This is a genomic window from Caldimonas manganoxidans ATCC BAA-369, assembly GCF_000381125.1.
Lineage (GTDB): Bacteria > Pseudomonadota > Gammaproteobacteria > Burkholderiales > Burkholderiaceae_C > Caldimonas > Caldimonas manganoxidans.
In genome coordinates, this window is the sequence record NZ_KB905934.1 from 44,174 (window position 1) to 65,648 (window position 21,475).

The following is a 21,475-nucleotide window of genomic DNA, read 5'->3' on the forward strand; positions in this document are numbered from 1 at the left end:
CTTTGCCCCGTACGCGCCGGCACGGACCGGCGGCGACCGCTTCGGGAGGATGTCATGCGCACTGGCTGGACTGGCGCGCTGATGGCGCTTTGCTTGACCCTGCTTTCCCCTGGCGCCCATGCCGTGGGCGACGTCAATCGGCTCGATGCCACCGGCTTGCAGTCGGTCAAGGGCATCGGCCCGAAGTTGGCCGAGCGCATCGTCACGGAACGGCGCCGCTCGCCGTTTCGCGATTGGGACGACTTCATCGATCGCATGCCCGGCGTGGGCGAGCGCAAGGCACGTCAGTGGTCGGCCCAAGGACTGACAGTCAATGGCGTGAGCCTGGCACAGCATCAGGCCCTTGGGCGCCGGCTGGACCCGCCAGCTCGGGCCGCCGCGCGTTGATCTGCCCCCGACGGCCGGGTTCAAATCGCCGCCTCGGAGGCCTGCGCGCCCGCCAGCCCGAGGAAATGCTCCACCTCGGCGCGGCGCGCCAGTGTGTCCTGGCGGCCCAGTTCCATCAACGCGTGCACATAGCCCGGTTCAAACAATAGGTAGCTGACCAGTGCCGCCCCTTCCCCTGGCGACTGCCCATCGCTGTGCACGCCCAAGGCCCGCAGCAAGGCGCGGATCGGAGCGGGCAGCTCGGCCACGTGGCCGGCGGCCAGATCGTCCAGGCGCTGGCTTGGAGCGATCACCAGCAGGTCCAAGGGACGCAGGCTGGTGCGCTCACGGGCCTCGGGGCTGAGCAAGGACAGTGTGTGATTGATGCGGCGCGCGCGCTCCACATCCACCGCCAACGCATCGAGAAAGATGTTCGACAGCGCATGGCCGGCGATCTGGGCCAGCGAAGGATAGTCGCCACAGACGGCCCGCGGCCCCGGGGGCTCCTGCAGGCGCCCTGCGCCAATCACGAGGATGCGCTGCGCCCCGAGGTGCACGGCCGGCGAGATGGGGGCGGTCTGGCGCATCGAGCCATCGCCGAAGTATTCCCGCTGCCCCTGCACCTGCAAAGGCACCGCCGGAAAGACGAAGGGAATGGCCGCAGAGGCCAGCAGATGCGAGTGCGTCAGGCGTGTGGATTCGGCCAGGCGCTGCGAGCGGGACCAGGGCTCGATCGGACGGCAGGCCTGGTAGAAGGTGACATGCTGGCCCGAGGAATAGCTCGACGCCGTCACGGCCAGGGCATGCAAATGATGATGACGCAAGGCCCAGTCGATGCGACGCAGGTCCAGGCGGCGATGCAACAGCGCGGCCAGCGGCCGGTTGTCCAGCAGGCTGCGGGGACGCTGGCGCCACCAGCGGGTCAGCAACCAGCCCAGCGAAAGCAGCGTCAGCCAGCGCGCCCCGCTACGAATGACCCCGAGGGAATCGGCCCGAAACACCTGCTCGACCCGCAGCTGCGACCACACCGCGGCCAACTCTTCGACCGCAGCCACGAAATCGGCCGCCCCGCAGGCCAGCGCGCTGGCATTGATGGCACCGGCCGAGGTGCCCACCACGATGGGAAAGGGAGTGCGGCGAGCCGCGTTGCGTTCTTTCAGCAGGCCCGCCATGGCTTGCAGCACGCCGACTTGATAGGCCGCACGGGCGCCTCCGCCCATCAGCACGAGGCCGGCCAGGGAACTTGACCTCATGCACCGCAGTGTAGGGCGGCCGGGGCCGCGCGTGCACGCAGGCCCCGGCGTCCGCCGCGCGAACTCAGTCGCGGCCGCGCCCCGGGTGGTCGGGCCGGCCGTGCCCGCCCTTGTGCTCGTGGCCGCCCTTGTGCTTGTGCTTCTTCTTCTCTTCCCAGTAGCGGCGCTCACGGTCCTCGTCGTACTTCACGAAGTACACCGGGGTGCTGCAAGCGTTGTATTCGTGGCAGTGCTTGTGCCAATGCTTCGCATGCCCCGGCGGCACCCGCAGGTAAATGGGCCGCTGAGGCACCACCACGGCCGGCGGCGCAATGAGGACCGGTTGCGGATAAATCACCGCCGGCGGCGGCCCATGACCGATGTCGACGCGACCGTAGAAGCCCGGCTCGTGGATGCTGACCGACACCCCCACGCTGGTGCTGCCGGCTGCGGCCAAGACAGGGGCGGCAGCCAGGACGGCGGCCGCCAGGCCAGGACGTGCTTTCATGAGGAACGACTCCTTGAAGCCCGGGGCCGAAGCGCCCCCAAGGCTCCCTGATGGAACGGAATTCTCATCCTAGCGGGAATGCTGGCCCGAAAATGGGAAACGTTGCCAGATGTGCATCAATTTCTGACACTCCGTCGCCCAAACCGCGGGGCGCAGCTGCCGACCCTTACAAAGAGTTACAAACACCGCGGCTGCGTGGAGGCGTGGGCTCAGTCATACACGATGCTCGCCTGCCCTTCATGGGCTCCGCGTCGCCAGTGCTCGAGGGCTTCGTCGGTGGGATAGAAGCGCGCGGCATCGCCCAGGTCGATCTCGCCATAGGCCCGCGGGCGGTGCACGGCCAGGCGCACCGACAGCCCTTGCACCAGCTCGCCATGTTCGGTGAGCAGGCGTCGCGGTGGATGGGCTTGTAGCAGTTCACGCACGGGCAAGGCCTGACCGTTGACGGCCACGCGCAGGTAGCGGCCGAAACGGCAGCGCGCGGCCGCCAGATCCCAGACCTGCTGCACGTTCAGGCGCAGCCCGCCGGAGAAACGGTCGGGCTGGACCTTGCCTTGCACGATGAGCAGTTCGTCGTCCTGCAGCCATTCACGGTGGGCTTCGAGCAATTCCTCGTTGACCACGGCCTCGATGACCTCGGTCTTGTCGTCGAGCTTGAAAATCGCCACCCGGCCGCGCTGGCCGTTGACCACGCGCAGCTCGCTGACGATGCCCGCGAGCAATTGGGGCTCGCGGCTGTCTTGCACGTCGGCGATGCGTTGCCGTACGAAGCGGCGCACTTCGGGGGCGTATTCATCGAACAGGTGGCCCGACAGATAAAAGCCGATGGCCGGCTTTTCGTGCATCAGACGCGCCTTGATGCTCCATGGCTCGACATTCACGAGCGCGGGTTCCTGCATGGACGAACCATGGGTGTCGCCAAAGTCGAACAAGCCGCCTTGGTCGGCATGCGCAGCCTGGGTGTCGGCATATTCGAAGCCCAGGGACACGCTGGCCAGCAAGGCGGCACGGTTGGGCTCGATGCCATCGAAGGCACCGGCTTTGATGAGGGCCTCGACCACGCGCTTGTTGATGCGTGACCGATCCACGCGCGCGCAGAAATCGAAAAAGCTCTTGAAACGCCCGCCGGCCTGCCGGGCCTGGACGATGGCCTCGATGGCGCCTTGGCCCGTGCCCTTGATGGCGCCCAGGCCATAGCGCACGCGGCGATCCCCGATGGGCTCGAAGCGGTAGACGCCGGTGTTGACATCGGGCATCTCGAAACTGATCCCAAAGTTCTGCACCGCGTCGTCGAAGAAGACTTTGAGCTTGTCGGTGTCGTCGATGGACACGCTCATGTTGGCCGCGAAAAACTCGGCCGGGTAATGCACTTTGAGCCAAGCGGTGTGATAGGCCAGCAGCGCGTAGGCCGCAGCATGCGACTTGTTGAAGCCGTAGCCGGCGAACTTCTCCATCAAGTCGAAAATCTCGTTGGCCTTGGCCGCGTCGATGCCGTTTTTGGCCGCCCCCTCGGCGAAGATGACGCGGTGTTTGGCCATCTCCTCGGGCTTTTTCTTGCCCATGGCACGGCGCAGCAAGTCGGCGCCACCGAGCGAGTAGCCGCCGACGATCTGAGCCACCTGCATCACCTGCTCTTGGTAGACCATGATGCCGTAGGTCTCCTTGAGCACGCTTTCCATCAGCGGGTGGGGATACTCCACCGGCTCGCGCCCGTGCTTGCGCGCGCAGAACGAGGGGATGAGATCCATCGGCCCCGGTCGGTACAAGGCCACCAGCGCAATGATGTCTTCGAACACGCTGGGCTTGGCATCGCGCAGCATGCCCTGCATGCCACGCGATTCCAGCTGGAACACGGCCACCGTCTTGCCTTCGGACAGCAGCTCGTAGGCGGCCTTGTCGTCCAACGGGATCTTGGCGAAATCGAAATCCTTCTGGTCGGGATGGCGCGCGACGATGAATTCCTTGGCCATCTCCAGGATGGTCAGCGTGGCCAGGCCCAGGAAGTCGAACTTGACCAGACCGATGGCTTCCACATCGTCTTTGTCGTATTGGGACACCGCCGCATCGCTGCCTGGCTGCATGTACAGCGGACAAAAATCGGTGATCTTGCCCGGGGCGATCAGCACGCCGCCGGCATGCATGCCGATGTTGCGCACCAGGCCTTCGACCCGTTCGGCCAAGGCCAGCAGTTCGGCCACTTCTTCTTCGTTCTTCTCGCGCTCTTCCAGCTCGGGCGCTTCCTTGCGGGCATAGATCAGGTTCGGGTCGGGCTTGTCGCCAGGGCGCTTGAGCGTGACGGTCTTGCCCGGCGGTGCCGGCACGAGCTTGGCGATGCCGTCCACATGGCCGTAGCCCATGCCCAGCACGCGGCCCACGTCGCGCAGCGCAGCTTTGGCGGCCATGGTGCCGAAGGTGGCGATTTGTGAGACCGCCTCGCGTCCGTAGCGCTCCTTCACGTAGTCGATGACGCGGTCACGGTTGGCCTGGCAGAAGTCGATGTCGAAGTCGGGCATCGACACACGTTCGGGGTTCAGGAAGCGCTCGAACAGCAGGTTGTAGCGCAGCGGGTCGAGGTCGGTGATTTTCAACGCATAGGCCACCAGCGACCCGGCCCCCGAGCCGCGCCCCGGACCGACCGGGCAGCCGTTGTTCTTGGCCCAGTTGATGAAATCGGCCACGATGAGAAAGTAGCCCGGAAAACCCATCTTCAAGATGGTGTCGATCTCGAAGTCGAGTCGTTGCACATAGGCCGGGCGTTGCCGCTGTCGCTCGGTCTCATCCGGGTAGAGGTGGGCCAACCGTTCTTCCAGTCCGGCGAGCGAGACCTGCCGGAAGTACTGCGCCATCGTCAGCCCCTCGGGGATGGGGAAGTCGGGCAGCTGCGGCTTGCCCAGCACCAAACTCAGGTTGCAACGCTTGGCAATCTCCACCGAGTTGGCCAGCGCCGAGGGAATGTCGGCGAACAAGGCTTCCATCTCGGCCTGGGTCTTGAAATACTGCTCTCGCGTGAAGCGTTTGATGCGCCTTGGGTTGGTGAGCGTTTCGCCTTCGGCGATGCACACGCGGGCTTCGTGCGCCTCGAAATCCTCCGGGCTGAGGAACTGCACCGGATGGGTGGCCACCACCGGCAGTCCCAACTCGGCTGCCAGAGGCACTGCTGAACGCACATGGGCTTCATGGCCGGGCAAGCCGGCACGTTGCAGCTCCAGATAGAAGCGCGCGGGAAACAGCGCGGCCAGACGTTGCGCAGCCGCTTTGGCGCGCGGCAGGTCGCCAGCCAGCAAGGCCTGACCGACCAAGCCTTGGTCGGCCCCGGACAGCGCGATGAGCCCTTCGCCCAGGGACTCCAGCCACTCCCAGCGCAGCCACGCCTGCGCGCGCTGCACGTTGCGGGTCCAGCCGCGCGCCAGCAACTCGCACAGATTCAGATAGCCCTGACGGTTCTGGATCAGCAGCAACAGTCGGCTGGGCTGGCGATCATGACCCAGGCCAGCCAGCGGCTCGATCCACACGTCGGCCCCGAGGATGGGTTTGACACCCGCCTCGCGGGCGGCTTTGTAGAACTTGATCGCGCCAAAGAGGTTGGACAAGTCCGTGATCGCGACTGCGGCTTGTCCATCGGACACGGCGGCCTGGACCATGTCATCGATGCGCAAAGTGCCATCGACGACGGAGTATTCGGTGTGGGTGCGCAGGTGGATGAAGGCCATGCGGGTCATTTTAGGCAGCCGCCTGCCTACAATCCGGCGCCGTGAGCTCCATACTGAACATTTCGGCTTATCGCTTCGTCGCGTTGGACGACTGCCAGCGCCTGCGCGAGCGCATCCACGCGCATGCCAGCGGTCTGGGGCTGCGCGGCACCGTGCTGCTGGCCGAGGAGGGCATCAACCTCTTTCTGGCCGGCCCCGTGCAGGCCGTGCGCGACTTCGTGCAATGGCTGCGCTCGGACGACCGCTTCGCAGACCTGAACCCCAAGGAAAGCCTGTCGGACGGCGTGCCCTTCCGGCGGCTGAAGGTGAAGGTCAAGCGCGAAATCATCCGCATGAACCAACCCACCATCCGTCCGCACCAAGGCCGCGCCCCAGCGGTGGATGCCCCCACGCTGGCTCGCTGGCTGGAGGCAGGCCACGATGACCAGGGGCGCCCGGTGGTGACGCTGGACACCCGCAATACCTTCGAGGTGGACCACGGCACGTTCGACGGGGCGATCGATTGGCGGCTGGCAAAGTTCAGCGACTTTCCCAAGGCGGCGAAGGCCCATCGAGACGAGCTCGTCGGCAAGACGGTGGTCAGCTTTTGTACCGGCGGTATTCGCTGCGAAAAAGCCGCGCTCTACCTGCGTGAGTGCGGGCTGGAGCACATCTACCAGCTCGATGGTGGCATTTTGAAATACTTCGAGCTGATGGGCTCGCGCCATTTCCACGGCGGCTGCTTCGTCTTCGACGAGCGCCAGGTGCTGGCTGCGGACCTGCAACCCCTCAAGACTTGAGCACGGCCAGCACGTCGGAGCGGAATTCGCGCTGGTACAAGACCCAGATCACGCCGGCGGTGAGCACCGCAAACACCAGGGGTGAGAAAAACCAGCCGATCAGTGCAAACGCCATGTAGTAGGCCCGCAAACCGTCGTTGAAGGTTTCGGCCGCCAGCCCCACGACACGACCGGCCCGCTGCGCGAACTCCTGGCGTGCGGCTTCATCTTTGGCGAACTCGCGATAGTCGGGCGCCGAGGCGATCATCAAGGCCCCGAAGGTGTATTGACGCAGCGACCAGGTGAAGCGAAAAAAGGCGAACACGAACACGCCCGTGAGCACCAAGACCTTCAGGTCGAACACCAGCACCGAGGTGCGCGCCGCAAAGGGAATCTCGGCCACCAGCTCGGTGGCCTTCTCGCTGGTTCCCAGCACGGCCAGCAAGCCGCCGATGATCAGGATGGTGGTGGATGCGAAAAATGACGGGCTGCTGGACAGGCTCTGGATCACGATGCCATCGATCACGCGCACGTCGCGATGGGTGGTCTGCAGCATCCATTGGCGGCGCAGCCGGTTGGTCACCCCCAGCACGGTCATTTCCGTTTGGCCCCGATGGCGAGCAAACAGCGCATAGGCCGCCCAAGCCGCGAAGAACCAGGCCAGGGCCAGCCAGTCGGCCCAGGGCAGCAAGGTGATGATGTCGAGTACGGCGTCCATGGGCGGCACTGTAGCCCAGCGCGCGGCAACCGACTGCCCGGCCCGACCCAGGGCATGAACGGCGCGTGCGTGCCGCCTCGATGGCATCATTCCAAGCATTGGAACCCGAGTCGATGAACGACCGACGCAATGCCCTGACCCCCGAAGCGCTGGCCATGATCGAGGCGATCGCGCGCAGCGGCAGCTTTGCTGCGGCCGCACGCGAGCTCGGCAAGGTGCCCTCGGCATTGACCTACAGCGTGCGTCAGCTCGAACAGGCGCTGGACGTGCTGCTGTTCGACCGTCGCTCCCGCCAGGCCCAGCTCACCCCGGCCGGTCAAGAGCTGTTGGCCGAGGGGCAACGCTTGCTGCAAGCCATCGATGCCGTGGCCCACCGGGTGCGCCGAGTGGCTTCGGGCTGGGAGCCCCAGCTCAGTATCGTGGTGGACAGCATCTTGTCGAGCCCGACGGTGTTCGACTTGTGTGAAGCCTTTTACGCCATCAATCCCCCCGCGGGGCCGGGCCCGCGCCTGCGCCTGCGCAGCGAGGTGCTGGCCGGCACCTGGGAAGCCCTGGTGCAGGGCCAAGCCGACCTGGCCCTGGGCGTGGTCGGCGAGCCCGCACCGGTGGCCGGCATCGCCATGCTGCCGCTCGGACGCTTAGAGATGGACTTCGTCGTGGCGCCGCACCATCCGCTGGCCGGCGCCACCGAGCCGATCACCGATGCCCAGTTGGAGCGCCATCGGGCTGTTGCCGTGGCCGACACGGCCCAGCGTCTGGCCCCGATGACGATCAACCTGTTGCCGGGTCAGGATGTGCTGACCGTCCCCAGCGTGCCGGCCAAGCTGGAAGCCATTCTGCGCGGGTTGGGCTGTGGGTTTCTGCCGCGCGGCCTGGTGAGCCCGCAGGTCCAGGCCGGCCGCCTGGTGGTCAAGGCCGTGGCGCGCCCCCGCCATCCCCCGGCCATGTACTACGCCTGGCGCTGTCCGCCGGGCCTGGGTTGCGACCCCGCCAACCGGCAGGGCCTTGGGCTGGGACTGCGCTGGTGGCTCGAGCAACTGGACCGGCCTGCCACCCGCAGCGCCTTGCTGCAGCGCCACCACGGCGCGGCGGTGCTCGCATGAGCGCGCCCTATGTCGGGCGCTTTGCGCCCTCGCCCACCGGCCCCTTGCATGCCGGATCCCTGGTGGCCGCCTTGGCCAGCTGGCTCGACGCCCGTGCTCATGGCGGGCGCTGGCTGGTGCGCATCGAGGACATCGATGCGCCTCGCTGCGTGCCTGGCGCCGATGACCTCATCCTTGCGCAACTCGCCCGCTGCGGCCTCGTGCCCGATGCCCCGCCGGTGTGGCAATCTCGGCGCCAGCACTTGTACGAGCAGGCGCTCGAGCGGCTGAAAGCCGCTGGCTGGTGCTATCCCTGCGGCTGCAGCCGCAAGGAGATCGAACAGACCTTGGCCGCGCAAGGCCTGGCGCATGCCCGCCATGGCGAGCGCATCTACCCGGGCACCTGCCGCGGCGGTTTGGCAGGCAAACCTCCACGGGCCTGGCGGCTGCGCACCGTGCATGCCAGCGGCCAGGGGGTCCAGATCGACTGGACCGACCGCCGTCTGGGACCCCAGCATCAGGATCTGAGCCGTGCGGTGGGCGACTTCGTGCTCAAGCGGGCCGATGGCCTGTGGGCCTATCAGCTGGCCGTGGTGGTGGACGATGGCGAGCAAGGCATCACCCATGTCGTGCGCGGCGAGGACCTGGCCGACAACACGGCGCGTCAAATCCACTTGCAGCGACTGCTGGGTCTGCCCACCCCGCGCTACCTGCACACGCCGCTGGTGCTGGGGCCCAGCGGGGAAAAGCTGTCGAAGCAAACCGGGGCTCGAGCACTGGACACCAGCGACCCACTGTCCGCAGTGGGGGCCGCCGCCCGCGTGTTGGGCCTGTCGGCCCAGGGACGCGATCTGCCCAGCCTGTTGGCCGCCCTGGTGGAGGCCTGGCGCGCCCGCTGGCTGTGACACACTGCGGCGCAGGAGACACAGACCCATGCGCATCCTGCTGGTGGAAGACGAGCCCGAACTGGCCCGCTGGTTGGCCAAGACGCTGGCCCAGCATGCCGGCATCGTCGTCGATTGGGCGCATGACGGCGTGCTGGCCGACCGCCGCTTGTCCACCGAGAGCTTCGACGCCGTGGTGCTCGACCTGGGGCTGCCCGGACTGGACGGCCGCGGGGTGATCGCCCGCATGCGTGAGCGCGACGACCGCACCCCGGTGCTGGTGCTCACCGCGCGCGACTCGCTGGCCGAGCGGGTGGGCACCTTGCACGAAGGCGCCGACGATTTCTTGCCCAAGCCCTTCATGGTCGAAGAACTCGAAGCCCGGCTGCTGGCCCTGGTGCGGCGAGCCCGCGGCAAGGAGCATCCGCGTCTGGCCTGTGGGCCGCTGCACTTCGACGCCGCCTCGCAACGCTTCACGGTGGGCGCAGAGGTGCTGCCGCTGTCTCCGCGCGAGCATGCCGTCTTGCGCGCCCTGATCCAAAAAAGTGGCGAGCCTTTGAGCAAGCAGCACATCCTCGATCGCGTCTTCGCCGACGAGGCCGATGTGAACCTGGAAGCCATCGAGGTCTATGTCCACCGCTTGCGCAAAAAGCTGGCCGGCACGGGCGTGCACATCGTCACCTTGCGCGGCCTGGGCTATTGCCTGGAAGCCGATGCACCGTGAAACGCGTTCGCAGTCTCAAATCGGCCCTGTTGTGGTGGCTGGTGCCCGGCTTGGCGTTCATCATGGGGGCCAGCTTGTGGTTCTCCAACCAATGGCTGCGCGACCAGGTGGATGCCGCCTACGATCGGGCGCTGGCCGGGGCGTTGCGCGCCATCGACCTCAATGTGTCCACCGCCAGCGGCGGCTTGGCCGTGGAGCAGCCGTTTTTGCTGCTGGAGTTCTTCGAGCTGACCACCGACGCGCGGGTGTACTTCCGCGTCTCGACCGAAGACGGCCTGGCCGAAATCGGCAGTCCGTTCTTGCCGCTGCCGCGTGAGCCCTTGATCACGGGCGAGCCGCGTTTTTATTACGCCATGCACGAAGACACGCCGGTGCGGGTGGCCGCGATGGCCCGTCTGGCCTCGCCCCCGCTGCCGAACAACCCCCACACCCGCATCATCGTGCAAGTGGCCGAAAGCCTGGGCACGCGAGAGGTGTTTTTGCACCACGTGTTGCGCCGCTCGATCGAGCGCGATCTGTTGGGCATCGCCATGAGCATGGTGCTGTTGATCAGCGGCATCGTGATGACGCTGCGGCCGCTGACACGCCTGCAACGTGAACTCGAAGCCCGACCGGCCGATGACCTGCGCCCCATCGACGACGCAGACCTGCCCTCGGAAGTGCGCCCCTTGGTGGCGGCGGTGAATCGGCACATGGCTCGCTATGCCGACATGGCGCGCACCCAGCGCCAGTTCCTCGACGATGCCTCGCATCAGTTGCGCACCCCTTTGAGCGTGCTGCGCACCCAGGTGGACTTTGCGCTGCGCGAGACCGACCCGGCCGAGGTGCGCCGCGCCTTGCAGGCCATGCATGAAGGCCTGGACCGCGCCGTGCGCATGGCCAACCAGATGCTGGCCTTGGCGCGCGCCCGCGAAGCCTCGCTGGCCGAAGGCGGGCTGGCCATGGAGCCGGTGGATCTGGTGGCGCTGGCGCAAGGCGTCGCGCGTCAGCTCGTGCCCCACGCACGCGCCAAACGACTCGACTTTGGCGTGGAAGCCCCCCAAGCGCCCGTGGTCGTCGGCGGCAGCGAGTGGCTGCTGCGCGAAGCGCTGATCAACCTGGTGGACAACGCCATCCGCTACACACCCGCCGGCCGTGCCGTGACCCTGCATGTGCTCCAGGACGCGCGCCATGCCGTGCTGCAGGTGGAAGACCAAGGCCCCGGCATGAGCGCGCAAGACATCGAGCGCGCCGGGGTGCGCTTTCGGCGTGGGCAGGCAGGCAAACAGCACACCGGCGCCGGGCTGGGCCTGGCCATCGTGCACACCATCGCCCAGGTGCACGGCGCCCACCTGCGACTGGAATCGTGCGACCCCCCACCGGGCTTGCGCGCCAGCCTGGTGTTTCCCCTAGGTCCTGGTCCTGCGGCTGAAAGCCTTCCGAAAGCTGCGACTTCTTAGCCTTGGTCTGTTCGCCGCGGCCCTGTCGGCCGCTACTTCATGACCCTCAGGAGACAGACCATGACCTCCCGCTTTCGATCGACCGCAGCGGCCTGGCTGGCCACCACCGTGTTGAGTATTGGCACCCTCGCGCAGGCCGAACCCGCCCGCCCCGAATGCGTGGCCCCGGCCCAACCCGGCGGTGGCTTCGACCTGACCTGCCGCTTGGCCCAAACCGCGCTGGCCGACAGCGGCGCACTCAAAACCCCGCTGCGCATCTCCTACATGCCCGGCGGCGTCGGCGCCGTGGCCTACAACAACATCATCACCCAGCGACCGGCCGAAGCCGGCACCATCGTCGCCTTCTCCGGCGGCTCGCTGCTGAACCTGGCCCAAGGCAAGTTTGGCAAGTACACCGTGGACGACGTGCGCTGGCTGGCCGCCGTGGGTGCCGACTATGGCGTGGCCATGGTGCGCGAAGACTCGCCCTACAAGGACCTCAAGGGCCTGATGGCTGCGCTCAAAGAAGACCCGAGCAAGATCGTGCTGGGCGGTGGCGGCTCGGTCGGCAGCCAAGACTGGATGAAAGCCGCGCTGACGGCCAAGGCCGCCGGCGTGGACTACAAGCGCATGCGGTATGTGGCCTTCGAAGGCGGCGGCGAGGTGCTCACCGCGCTGCGCGGCGGCCACATCCAGGTGCAAATGGGCGATGCGTCGGAAGCCGCCCAAGCCTTGGAGGGTGGGGCCCCGGTGCGCGTGCTGGCCGTCTACAGCAAGAAGCGCCTGCCCGGCCGCTTGGCAGCCGTGCCCACCGCGATCGAGCAAGGCTTCGAGATCGATTGGCCCATCATCCGCGGCTTTTATGTCGGCCCCAAGGTGTCGGATGCCGACTACCAATGGTGGGTCGATGCCTTCAAAAAGGCCATGAGCGCGCCCGGCTACGCCGCCTTGCAGCAACAGCGCGGCTTGTTCCCCTTCGACATGGCGGGCCCCGAGCTGGACCGTTTCGTCAAAGAACGCACCCGCGCCTACGCCGAACTGGTCAAGGACTTCGGCTTGGCCAAGTAACCCCCGTCCCGACCGCCCAATCCCACCCCCGACCCCGGTGCGCCGGCCGCGAGCCTGGCCACGGGGTTCGTCTGCCGACTTCCTGGAGTGTTCCCATGATGCTCAACGACCGCGTGCTGGGCGTCTTTGCCCTGCTGCTGGCCGCCTTGCTGACCTGGCAGGGCTGGGGCCTGGAAGCCCCATTTTCGTATGAACCCGTGGGCCCGCGCGCGTTTCCGCTGCTGCTGGCAGCCGTCATGGCCCTGTGCGGGCTGTGGCTGCTGGTGCGCGGGCGCGAGCGCGCCGAGCCCAACCCGCGCGGGGCCAACGCGCGCATTGCCACGATGGCGGCGCTGGTGGCCGGCTATGCAGCGGTCTTCGTGAGCCTGGGCTTCATCGTGTCCACCGCCTTGATGGCCGTCTTCGTCGGCCGCCTCTTCGGTGGCCGCTGGCACCAATGCGCCATCGGCGGCGTGGGCCTGGGGCTGGGGCTGTACTTGCTGTTCGACAAGGTCTTCGACGTGGTCTTGCCCACGGGACTCTTGAGCTTCGGGGGCTGACATGGACATCCTGCAACATCTGGGGCTGGGCTTTGGCGTGGCCTTTTCTCCGCTGAACCTGCTGGTGGCGGCCATCGGGGCTTTTCTGGGCACGGTCGTGGGCGTGTTGCCCGGCCTGGGGCCGATCAACGGCGTGGCCATGCTGGTGCCGATCGCCTTCGCGATGAATCTGCCGCCGGAAACCGCCCTCATCCTGTTGGCGGCCGTCTACGTGGGCGCCGAATACGGTGGGCGCATCACCTCCATCCTGATCAACGTGCCTGGCGAGGCCGCCGCGGTGATGACCACCCTGGACGGCTACCCGCTGGCCCGGCAAGGCCTGGCCAGCGTGGCCTTGTCGCTGTCGGCCTGGGCCTCGTTCATCGGCTCGACCGTGGCCATCCTGGGCGTGGCGGCCTTCGCGCCCCTGGTGGCCCAATGGGCCTTGGCCTTCGGTCCGGCAGAGTATTTCGTCCTGATGGTCTTTGCCTTTTGCGCCTTGAGCAGCCTGCTGGGCGACAAACCGGTCAAAGGCTTGTTGGCTGCCGCCATCGGTCTGGCCATCTCCACCGTCGGCGTGGATGCCAACTCCGGGGTGTACCGCTACACCTTCGACCTGCCGGAGCTGGCCGATGGCATCGACTTCGTGGTGGTGGTGATTGGCCTGTTCGCCATCGCCGAGATGCTGCAGATGCTGGAAAACCTGCTGGCAGGCCACAAAGTCGAAGTCCCCCCTGGGGAGCGCAAGCTGTTCAACCTGAAGGAGCTGCGCCTGACCTGGTGGTCCACGATCCGCGCTTCCTTGCTGGGCTTTGGCATCGGCGTGCTGCCCGGCGCTGGCGCCAGCGTGGCCTCGGCCGTGGCCTATGCCAACGAGAAGCGCCTGCACGAAGGCAAGGATCCGCAGGCCAAGTTCGGCCAGGGCGATTTACGCGGACTGGCCGCCCCCGAGGCGGCCAACAACAGCGCGGCCACGGGCTCCTTCATTCCCATGCTCACGCTGGGCGTGCCCGGCTCGGGCACGACGGCGGTGATGATGGGGGCGCTGACGCTCTACAACATCACCCCCGGTCCGGTGCTCTTCGATGCCCAACCCGCACTGGTGTGGGGCTTGATCGCCTCGCTGTTCATCGCCAACGTGATGCTGTTCGTGATGAACGTGCCGATGGTGCGCGTGTTTGCCTCGATGCTGTCCATTCCCGGCTGGCTGCTGGTACCCGGCATCCTGGCCGTGAGCTTCATCGGCGTGTACGCGCTCAGTTCCAGCACCTTCGACCTGCTGATGATGGTGGGCATCGGCGTGATCGGCTATGCCTTGCGCAAGATGAGCCTGCCCATGGCACCGATGGTGTTGGGCGTGGTGTTGGGCAATTTGATGGAGCAAAACCTGCGCCGCGCGCTGTCCATCACCAATGGCGAGCTGCACATCCTGTGGTCCAGCCCGGTGGCCGTCTCGCTGTGGGTGCTGGCCGCCGCCGTGCTGGTGATCCCACCGCTGCTGCGCCAACGCCGCGCGCTGCGGGTGCAACGCGCCTGAGGCCGAGCCCTGGCGCCGCCGGAGGCGTCCGGCGGCGCCCTGTCATGGGGTGCAGGCGCCCCCTGCGTTGGCACCCGCCCTCCCTACAATGCAGGCGCCCACAGAACATGCAACGCAAAGGGAGGAACCGATGATGTGGATCGGGTGGTTGTTCGGCGTGGTGGCCGCTTGGCTCCTGGCCGAGACCCTGGGCAGCGACCTCGGCCTGGCGGCCCTGGGGGGCTTGACCGGGATGCTGCTGGCGCAACTGAACCGCCGCGTGCGCACCCTGGAGCAGCAACTCCAGCGACCCCAGCCTGCCCCCGCTGCGGGCGCCGTGCCCGCCATGGCCAAGCCCCCACGCCCCTCCGAGACACCACCGGCTCCCCATCCAGCGCCCTCCGTCCCACGAGCCCTGGCCGCTCCTGCGGCCGCCGCAGAGGCCCGTGTCAAAGATGGGGTCAAAGATGGGGCCGCCCCGGTGCCGCCCGCGTCATCGCCTGCACCGGCGGCGCCAGCACCGGCCGCACGGACCTTGCCCGCCCCGCCCGATGAACGCAGTGTGGCCGTCACCACCTCGCTCGGCCAGACCGCCTTGGCCTGGCTGCGCGGCGGCAACACCATCGTGCGCGTGGGCGTGCTGATCCTGTTCTTCGGCGTGGCCTTCTTGCTGCGCTATGCGGCCGAGCATGCCTTGCTGCCCATCGAACTGCGCCTGGCTGCAGTCGCCCTGGGCGGGTTGGGGTTGTCCGTCATCGGCTGGCGCCTGCGCGAACGCCGCCGCGGGTACGGTCAGAGCCTGCAGGGAGCGGGCATCGGTGTGCTCTATCTCACCATCTTCGCAGCCTTCCGGCTCTATGGTGTGGTACCAGCCGGCCTGGCCTTTGCCCTGCTGCTCGCCCTGTCGGCCACCGGGGCGGTGATGGCCGTCGTGCAACGAGCGTTGCCGCTGGCCGTGCTGGGCTTTGCCGGTGGCTTCCTCGCACCGGTCGTGGCCTCCACCGGGCAGGGCAGCCATGTGGCGCTGTTCAGCTATTACCTGGTGCTCAACCTGGCCATCGCCTGGATCGCCTCGCGCCAGGCCTGGAAGCTGCTCAACCTGGTGGGCTTCGTGTTCACCTTCAGCATCGCCAGCCTGTGGGGCTGGCGCTCGTGGCGGCCCGAGCATTTCGCCACCACCGAACCCTTCCTGATCGCGCATTTCGCGCTTTACCTGTACATCTGCGTGCAGTACAGCCGCCAACTCCTGCGTGAAGACGCCCCGCGCGGCTTGCCAGTGGTCGACGGGGGCCTGCTCTTTGGCCTGCCCCTCGTCGCCTTCGGGCTGCAGGCCGGTCTCGTGAGCCACTGGCCCTATGGCCTGGCCGTCTCGGCCGCCGTGCTTTCGGGCGTGTACCTGGTGCTGGGCCGCTGGCTGTGGCAGCGCAGCGGCGGCCGGCTGTTGCTGCTCATCGAGGGGCTGTTCGCGCTCGGGGTGGTGTTCCTGCTGCTGGTCACCCCGCTAGCACTGGGTGGATCATGGACCAGCGCCGCCTGGGCCGTACAAGGCGCTGGCATCGTCTGGCTCGGCCTGCGCCAGCGGCGCTGGTGGGCCACGGGCCTGGGTCTGCTGCTGCAACTGGTGGCCGCAGCCTGGTTCTGGGACTTCTCCGTGCGCCCGTACGAGGCCCCTGTATTCGCCAACGCATTCTGGCTGTCCACGCTGATGTTGGGCGGATCGGCCCTGGTGTCCGCCTGGCTGCTACACCGCCATGCCCCCGCGCCAGCGTCGGACGAGACCGCGCTGCCCGTGTGGAACCGCACCCCGCCGGCCGGGCTGTGGCAAGCGGTGCACTGGGGCCTGCTGGCGCTGGGCCTGCTGCAGTGTCTGACGGGCCTGTGGTCGGAGGTGCAAGAGGCCTACTGGGCATGGCCCAACCCGGACACGCAACTCGTGCTGCTGTGGCTGGCCACGGCTGTTGGACTCGAACTGGCCCATCGACGCCTGGCTTGGCCGGCGCTGCGCCTCCCAGCCCGGCTGCTGTGGGCGGGGGCCTCGCTGGTGGCCATGGGCGGCGTGGCCGGCTGGATCTTCAACGCCTGGTATCCCTGGGAGCATGTCATCCATCAGGGCGGCTGGCTGGCCACGGCCGGCGTGCTGGCCGTGGGTGTGTGGCTGTTGCGCCGCCTGCACGACGCCCATGGACTGGGCCGCGCCACATTCGCCGAGCGTCTGTGGCTGGCTTGGTTTGCGATGCTGCAAGGCGCAATACTGCTGCACGCCCTGGCCTCCATGCAGATCGGCCCGCACCTGGCCTGGACCGCGGTAGCCCCCATCGTGGGGCCCACGATCCTGGCCTGGGTGCTGTGGAACCGCACCGAACCGGCTGCCCTGTGGCTGCGCGGGCTGCATGCACCTTGGCTGTTGCTGCTGGTGCTGTGGAGCGCATGGGTCAACCTGACCCATGCGGCGGACATGGCGCCACTGCCCAACCTCCCCCTGCTCAACCCGGTGGACCTCGGTCATGCGCTGGGGCTGCTGTATGCCTGGCGCCTGTGGCGCGGCGCCGGCCCGCTGCCCCCGTGGTGGCAGCGGCCCGTGGTCGGCGTGACGGCTGCGGTCGTGTTCGCCTGGATCAACACCATGCTGGTACGCAGCCTGCACCATTGGAGCGACACGCCGATGTGGCTGGACGGCGCGCTGTATAGTGACATCGTGCAGATGGCGTTGACCATCTTGTGGACGCTGATGGCGCTGACGGCCATGCTCTGGGCCACCCGCAAAGCCGGCCCCTCGGTGGCGCGCCCTTTGTGGCTGGCCGGCGCCGGCCTGTTGGCCGTGGTCGTGCTCAAGCTCTTCTTCGTCGATCTCGCCAGCCTCGACACGCTGCGCCGCATCGTCACCTTCCTCGGCGTGGGCCTGCTGATGCTTGTGATCGGCTATGTGTCCCCGCTGCCACCGGCAGCCTCGGTTCGGGAGGCCCGCCAATGACTCGGTGGCGACGCATGGTTGGGGCGGCTGCCGCCGCGGGGCTGTGGGCGGTGGCGGCATCGGCCACGCCCGCGGCCCAAGCGCCCCTGCAACTGACGGCCGGCGAAGGCCTGCAGCGGGTGGAAATCCCGCTGGAGCTGCTGCGCGCCTCCCGCCGCGCGGACTGGTCCGACCTGCAGGTGCTCAACGCCCAGGGCGAGGTCGTGCCCCAGGCCTGGGCCCTGCCGCCGCCCGAGCTGGAACGCGAACGCAGCGCCCCACTGCCCCGCTTCGCATGGCCCGACCCCGGCACCGGCGGCCGCGACCAGACCGCGGTGCAGGTGCAGGTCGATGCCCAAGGGGCCGTCGTGCGCATCCAAGGCCCGTCCGCGCCCTCCCCCCAAGGCAGCGCCTCCGCGCGCTGGCTGCTCGACCTCGGCCCGGACATCCATCGCAGCGCCGAGTGGCTCGCCGCACTCGAACTGGCCTGGGAGACGCCCGGCGAAGGCAGCCACCTGCGCGTTGGCGTGGAATCCAGCGCCGACCTGCGGCAATGGCACACCGTCACCGAAGCGGCCTTGCTCGACGTGCCGGGGGTGGGCGCGGCCTCGGGCGAACGTCTGGTGCAGCGCCGCATCGAGTGGCCGGCGGCCGCCCCAGCCCTGCGCTACCTGCGCCTGAGCCTGCAGCCCGCCGCCCGGCTGACCGGGGTGCAAGCCCTGTGGCGCACCCGCGAGGCCAGCGCGGCCAGCGCGACCACGCCGCTGCATTTCGAGCCCGAGGCCGGCACGAGTCCGCCGCGCGCCTGGTCGCTCGACCTCGGTGGTGCCGTGCCTCTGCGAGAGCTGCGACTGGAGCTGCCGCAGCGCAACAGCGTCGCCCGCCTGGTGCTCGAACAACGCGATCGCGACGAGGCGGCCTGGCAGCCGGTGGCCCGCTTCACGGCCTTCCGGCTGGACCGCGACGGCCAAGAATGGCGATCGCCCCCCGTGCGCTGGACCGCCCCGGCCGCGCGCCACTGGCGATTGCGCCTGGAAGAGCGCAGCCCGGCACTGGGCAACGGCGCCCTGGAGGCCCTTGCCGTCTGGACCCCACCGCAGCTGGTCTTTGCGGCACGCGGCGAGCCGCCGTTCCGGCTGGTGGCCGGTGGGCCCGTGGCCCCGTCGCTGACGCTGCCGCAGCTCCTGCCCCATTACGAAGCCGGCCAAGAGTACCGCCTGCCCCAGGCCGTGGCCGGCCCGGTGACCCTCGCACCCGCCCCTGCCCAGGGCTGGCATGCGCGACTCGCCCAGGCCAGCGCGGCCGACTGGCGACGCTGGGCGCTGTGGGCCGTGCTGGCCCTGGCCGTGATCGTGCTGGCGCTGCTGGCCCGGCGGCTGTCGCGCGACATCCGGTCGCCCTAGGGCGGCGGCAGCGGCGGCAGGCCGTGGCGCTGACGCGCGCGGTTGCAGCGCTCGTTCGGCTCGCCCTGCTCGCCATGCCAGTTGAACTCCCGGCACGGCGAGGGTCTGAGCGCGTAGATGCGACAGGCCACCGAGCGGCCGATCTCGCCGTCCAAGGCCACGCAGCGCGGCGTGGCCCGGTCGGTGCCACGCATGGCCAGGCGCATCGGAGCCACCGCCGTGGTCAAGGCCGAGGGCACCGTCCCGCCGGGATGCTCATCGGCCTCGGCCCAATAAAACGACACACGAAACGTCGCGCAGCATGCCCCACATGTCAGGCATGGGGATGCCTGCGTCGAAGCAGGCTCAGACCTTGAGCAAGTGCTCCCGGTAGTAGCGCAGCTCATCGATGGACTCATGGATGTCGGCCAGCGCGGTGTGCTTCTGGGCTTTCTTGAAGCCTGCCAGCACTTCGGGCTTCCAACGTCGCGCCAGCTCCTTCAAGGTGCTGACGTCCAGGTTGCGGTAGTGGAAAAACGCTTCCAATTCAGGCATGTGCTTGGCCAAGAAGCGGCGGTCTTGGCAGATCGAGTTGCCGCACATGGGCGAGGTGTTCTTCGGCACATAGCGCTTCAGGAACTCGATCACGTCATGCTGGGCCTGCCGTTCATCCACCGACGACGCCTTGACCCGGTCGATCAGGCCCGAGCGGCCATGGGTGCCCTTGTTCCATGCATCCATCGCATCGAGCACCTCGTCGCTCTGGTGAATCGCGTAGACCGGGCCTTCCACGCGCAGTTGCAGCTGTGCGTCCGTGACCACCACCGCCACTTCGATGATGCGATCACGCTCGGGTGACAAGCCGGTCATCTCCAGGTCGATCCAGACCAGATTGGTGTCGCTGTGGGCCAGGGCCACGGTGTCGGCAGCGCAGGCGGTGTCATTCATAAAAGCTCCTCGTGTTGGGCCGCGATTTTCGGTGATTCAGCCAAGGTCTTGCCGGCGTCCTACACTGTGGCCCCATGCAATCCGACACGCTGGCCCTGCTTTTTGCTGCCGTCCTCATCGCTCACTGGGTGGTGAAGGTCTGGCTCGCGTCCCGGCAGATCCGGCACGTGGCGCGCCATCGCGCGCGCGTCCCGGCCGGCTTCGAAGCCACCATCCCCCTCGAAGCTCATCGCCGCGCGGCCGACTACACCATCGCCAAAACCCGCTTCAGCCTCCTGTCCGATGCCTTCGCGGCGGCGGTGCTGCTGGGCTGGACGCTGCTGGGCGGCCTGGATGCGCTCAACGTCATGGTGCGCGATGCGGTGCAGCCAGTCTGGGGCGACCTCGCCTACCAACTGACCCTGCTGGCCGCGGTGGCCGTGATCGGCTGGCTGCTGGACCTGCCCTTCGATGCCTGGGCCACCTTCCGCATCGAGCAACGCTTCGGCTTCAACCGCATGAGCGTGGGCTTGTTCCTGGCCGACTTGGTCAAGGCCGCCTTGGTCGGCGCCCTGATCGGCCTGCCGCTGGCCGCCCTGGTGCTGTGGCTGATGGGCGCGGCCGGGCCCAGTTGGTGGCTCTGGGCCTGGGCCGTCTGGGTGGGCTTCAACCTGCTGATGCTGGTGCTCTATCCGACGCTCATCGCCCCGCTGTTCAACACCTTCGAGCCGCTGGCCGACGAGGGCTTGCGCCAGCGCGTCGAAGGCCTGATGGCGCGCTGCGGCTTTGCCGCCAAGGGCCTGTACGTGATGGACGGCTCCAAGCGCAGCGCCCACGCCAATGCGTATTTCACCGGCTTTGGCGCCGCCAAGCGTGTGGTGTTCTTCGACACCCTGCTGAACAAGCTCTCGCCCGGCGAGGTGGAAGCCGTGCTGGCGCACGAACTGGGCCACTTCAAGCGCCGCCATGTGCTCAAGCGCATGGTGGGCCTGTTTGGCCTGAGCCTGCTGGGCTTTGCGTTGCTGGGTTGGCTGTCGGGCCAGGCCTGGTTCTACACCGGCCTGGGCGTGCAGCCCAATCTGGCTGCCCCCAATGATGCGCTGGCCCTGCTCTTGTTCATGATGGTGGCTCCCGTGGTCGGCACCTTCCTCTTGCCATGGATGGCCGCCGTCTCGCGCCGCCACGAGTACGAGGCCGATGCCTATGCATGTGCCCAGGCCAGCGGGCAGGATCTGTCCCGTGCGCTGCTCAAGCTCTACGAGGACAATGCCTCGACGCTGACGCCAGACCCCTGGTACGTGCGCTTTTACTATTCTCACCCGCCGGCGGCGCAACGCCTGGCGGCCATGCGGGCCCTGACCCGAAACCTCACCGCTTCGACACCATGAACCCACTGCTGACCCAAAAATGCAAGCCCCTGGAGGGCGGCCAGGCCATGAGTGACAGCGAGATCCAGGCCTATTTGCGTCAGGCCGAAGGCTGGACGCTCAAAGACGGCGCCATCGAGAAGACTTACGGCTTCAAGAACTACCATGAGACCCTGGCCTTCGTGAACGCACTGGCCTGGATCGCCCACACCGAGGACCATCATCCCGACTTGCTGGTCAAGTACAACAGCTGCCAGGTACGCTTCAACACCCACTCCGTCGGCGGCATTTCGATCAACGACTTCATCTGCGCAGCCAAGGCCGACGCCTTGCTCGCCTGATCCGCC

The 21,475-nt window shown here is 67.7% G+C and carries 19 protein-coding genes; 13 read left to right on the plus strand and 6 right to left on the minus strand.

Translation table 11 applies throughout. The features are described 5' to 3' along the window. The first annotated feature begins 93 nt into the window (after window positions 1-93). A complete protein-coding gene (locus F615_RS17805) occupies window positions 94-387 on the plus strand; it encodes a ComEA family DNA-binding protein (protein ID WP_169452416.1) in 294 nt (97 codons plus the stop codon). Window positions 388-407: 20 nt separating this feature from the next. On the opposite strand, the gene F615_RS0105065 is transcribed toward F615_RS17805, so the two are convergent. From F615_RS0105065 to dnaE, 3 genes are all read right to left on the minus strand, one after another. Beyond that, window positions 408-1,619, minus strand: coding sequence for a patatin-like phospholipase family protein (locus F615_RS0105065; RefSeq protein WP_033370971.1), 1,212 nt, complete (start codon window positions 1,617-1,619; stop codon window positions 408-410). 64 nt (window positions 1,620-1,683) lie between these two features. Then, window positions 1,684-2,106, minus strand: a complete 423-nt coding sequence (locus F615_RS0105070; RefSeq protein ID WP_019560089.1) for a hypothetical protein — start codon at window positions 2,104-2,106, stop codon at window positions 1,684-1,686. 209 nt (window positions 2,107-2,315) lie between these two features. After that, complete coding sequence (dnaE, locus tag F615_RS0105075) at window positions 2,316-5,816, minus strand: DNA polymerase III subunit alpha (RefSeq protein ID WP_026330043.1); 3,501 nt, start codon at window positions 5,814-5,816, stop codon at window positions 2,316-2,318. 41 nt (window positions 5,817-5,857) lie between these two features. On the opposite strand from dnaE, the gene F615_RS0105080 reads away from it, so the two are divergent. Continuing rightward, a complete protein-coding gene (locus F615_RS0105080; protein ID WP_019560091.1) occupies window positions 5,858-6,595 on the plus strand; it encodes a sulfurtransferase in 738 nt (245 codons plus the stop codon). Here the strand turns inward: F615_RS0105080 and F615_RS0105085 are convergent. Next, window positions 6,585-7,292, minus strand: a complete 708-nt coding sequence (locus tag F615_RS0105085; RefSeq protein ID WP_019560092.1) for a DUF599 domain-containing protein — start codon at window positions 7,290-7,292, stop codon at window positions 6,585-6,587. The genes F615_RS0105080 and F615_RS0105085 overlap by 11 nt on opposite strands. A gap of 113 nt (window positions 7,293-7,405) precedes the next feature. Here F615_RS0105085 and F615_RS0105090 point away from each other — a divergent pair, with 113 nt between their 5' ends. The 9 genes from F615_RS0105090 (at window position 7,406) to F615_RS0105130 (ending at window position 18,855) form a co-directional block, all read left to right on the plus strand. Further along, window positions 7,406-8,395, plus strand: coding sequence for a LysR substrate-binding domain-containing protein (locus F615_RS0105090; protein ID WP_019560093.1), 990 nt, complete (start codon window positions 7,406-7,408; stop codon window positions 8,393-8,395). Then, on the plus strand, window positions 8,392-9,279 hold the full coding sequence (gene gluQRS / locus F615_RS0105095) for a tRNA glutamyl-Q(34) synthetase GluQRS (protein WP_019560094.1): 888 nt from the start codon (window positions 8,392-8,394) through the stop codon (window positions 9,277-9,279). Before F615_RS0105090 ends, gluQRS begins: the two co-directional genes overlap by 4 nt. A 28-nt stretch (window positions 9,280-9,307) precedes the next feature. Continuing rightward, the gene (locus F615_RS0105100) at window positions 9,308-9,982 is read left to right on the plus strand and encodes a response regulator (protein WP_019560095.1); all 675 of its coding nucleotides are present in this window, start codon (window positions 9,308-9,310) and stop codon (window positions 9,980-9,982) included. 62 nt (window positions 9,983-10,044) lie between these two features. Beyond that, a complete protein-coding gene (locus F615_RS0105105) occupies window positions 10,045-11,421 on the plus strand; it encodes a sensor histidine kinase (RefSeq protein WP_051090190.1) in 1,377 nt (458 codons plus the stop codon). A 60-nt stretch (window positions 11,422-11,481) separates the two neighbouring features. Then, entirely contained in the window at window positions 11,482-12,468 is a 987-nt protein-coding gene (locus F615_RS0105110; RefSeq protein WP_019560097.1) for a Bug family tripartite tricarboxylate transporter substrate binding protein, read from the plus strand. Window positions 12,469-12,563: 95 nt separating this feature from the next. Further along, window positions 12,564-13,007, plus strand: a complete 444-nt coding sequence (locus F615_RS0105115) for a tripartite tricarboxylate transporter TctB family protein (protein WP_019560098.1) — start codon at window positions 12,564-12,566, stop codon at window positions 13,005-13,007. A gap of 1 nt (window position 13,008) precedes the next feature. Then, entirely contained in the window at window positions 13,009-14,523 is a 1,515-nt protein-coding gene (locus tag F615_RS0105120; RefSeq protein WP_019560099.1) for a tripartite tricarboxylate transporter permease, read from the plus strand. Between the two features lie 130 nt (window positions 14,524-14,653). Then, window positions 14,654-17,473, plus strand: coding sequence for a DUF2339 domain-containing protein (locus tag F615_RS0105125; RefSeq protein ID WP_211211783.1), 2,820 nt, complete (start codon window positions 14,654-14,656; stop codon window positions 17,471-17,473). 14 nt (window positions 17,474-17,487) lie between these two features. After that, complete coding sequence (locus tag F615_RS0105130) at window positions 17,488-18,855, plus strand: DUF3999 family protein (protein WP_019560101.1); 1,368 nt, start codon at window positions 17,488-17,490, stop codon at window positions 18,853-18,855. Here F615_RS0105130 and F615_RS17810 read toward each other — a convergent pair. Beyond that, window positions 18,852-19,253, minus strand: a complete 402-nt coding sequence (locus F615_RS17810; RefSeq protein WP_310731997.1) for a YkgJ family cysteine cluster protein — start codon at window positions 19,251-19,253, stop codon at window positions 18,852-18,854. The genes F615_RS0105130 and F615_RS17810 overlap by 4 nt on opposite strands. Next, complete coding sequence (gene orn / locus F615_RS0105140) at window positions 19,201-19,782, minus strand: oligoribonuclease (RefSeq protein ID WP_019560103.1); 582 nt, start codon at window positions 19,780-19,782, stop codon at window positions 19,201-19,203. Before orn ends, F615_RS17810 begins: the two co-directional genes overlap by 53 nt. Window positions 19,783-19,856: 74 nt before the next feature. Here orn and F615_RS0105145 point away from each other — a divergent pair, with 74 nt between their 5' ends. Then, window positions 19,857-21,149 (plus strand): M48 family metallopeptidase, encoded by a 1,293-nt coding sequence (locus tag F615_RS0105145; protein WP_019560104.1) that lies wholly within the window; start codon window positions 19,857-19,859, stop codon window positions 21,147-21,149. Beyond that, a complete protein-coding gene (locus F615_RS0105150; RefSeq protein ID WP_019560105.1) occupies window positions 21,146-21,469 on the plus strand; it encodes a 4a-hydroxytetrahydrobiopterin dehydratase in 324 nt (107 codons plus the stop codon). The genes F615_RS0105145 and F615_RS0105150 overlap by 4 nt, the downstream gene beginning before the upstream one ends. The last annotated feature ends 6 nt before the right edge of the window (window positions 21,470-21,475 follow it).

Bases quoted from the DNA above. Each gene is read 5' to 3' on its own strand.
- F615_RS0105065 (WP_033370971.1), bottom strand. From the start codon at position 1,619: ATGAGGTCAAGTTCCCTGGCCGGCCTCGTGCTGATGGGCGGAGGCGCC.
- F615_RS0105070 (WP_019560089.1), bottom strand. From the start codon at position 2,106: ATGAAAGCACGTCCTGGCCTGGCGGCCGCCGTCCTGGCTGCCGCCCCT.
- dnaE (WP_026330043.1), bottom strand. From the start codon at position 5,816: ATGGCCTTCATCCACCTGCGCACCCACACCGAATACTCCGTCGTCGAT.
- F615_RS0105085 (WP_019560092.1), bottom strand. From the start codon at position 7,292: ATGGACGCCGTACTCGACATCATCACCTTGCTGCCCTGGGCCGACTGG.
- F615_RS0105090 (WP_019560093.1), top strand. From the start codon at position 7,406: ATGAACGACCGACGCAATGCCCTGACCCCCGAAGCGCTGGCCATGATC.
- gluQRS (WP_019560094.1), top strand. From the start codon at position 8,392: ATGAGCGCGCCCTATGTCGGGCGCTTTGCGCCCTCGCCCACCGGCCCC.
- F615_RS0105100 (WP_019560095.1), top strand. From the start codon at position 9,308: ATGCGCATCCTGCTGGTGGAAGACGAGCCCGAACTGGCCCGCTGGTTG.
- F615_RS0105105 (WP_051090190.1), top strand. From the start codon at position 10,045: ATGGGGGCCAGCTTGTGGTTCTCCAACCAATGGCTGCGCGACCAGGTG.
- F615_RS0105110 (WP_019560097.1), top strand. From the start codon at position 11,482: ATGACCTCCCGCTTTCGATCGACCGCAGCGGCCTGGCTGGCCACCACC.
- F615_RS0105115 (WP_019560098.1), top strand. From the start codon at position 12,564: ATGATGCTCAACGACCGCGTGCTGGGCGTCTTTGCCCTGCTGCTGGCC.
- F615_RS0105120 (WP_019560099.1), top strand. From the start codon at position 13,009: ATGGACATCCTGCAACATCTGGGGCTGGGCTTTGGCGTGGCCTTTTCT.
- F615_RS0105125 (WP_211211783.1), top strand. From the start codon at position 14,654: ATGATGTGGATCGGGTGGTTGTTCGGCGTGGTGGCCGCTTGGCTCCTG.
- F615_RS0105130 (WP_019560101.1), top strand. From the start codon at position 17,488: ATGGTTGGGGCGGCTGCCGCCGCGGGGCTGTGGGCGGTGGCGGCATCG.
- F615_RS17810 (WP_310731997.1), bottom strand. From the start codon at position 19,253: ATGAGTCCATCGATGAGCTGCGCTACTACCGGGAGCACTTGCTCAAGG.
- orn (WP_019560103.1), bottom strand. From the start codon at position 19,782: ATGAATGACACCGCCTGCGCTGCCGACACCGTGGCCCTGGCCCACAGC.
- F615_RS0105145 (WP_019560104.1), top strand. From the start codon at position 19,857: ATGCAATCCGACACGCTGGCCCTGCTTTTTGCTGCCGTCCTCATCGCT.
- F615_RS0105150 (WP_019560105.1), top strand. From the start codon at position 21,146: ATGAACCCACTGCTGACCCAAAAATGCAAGCCCCTGGAGGGCGGCCAG.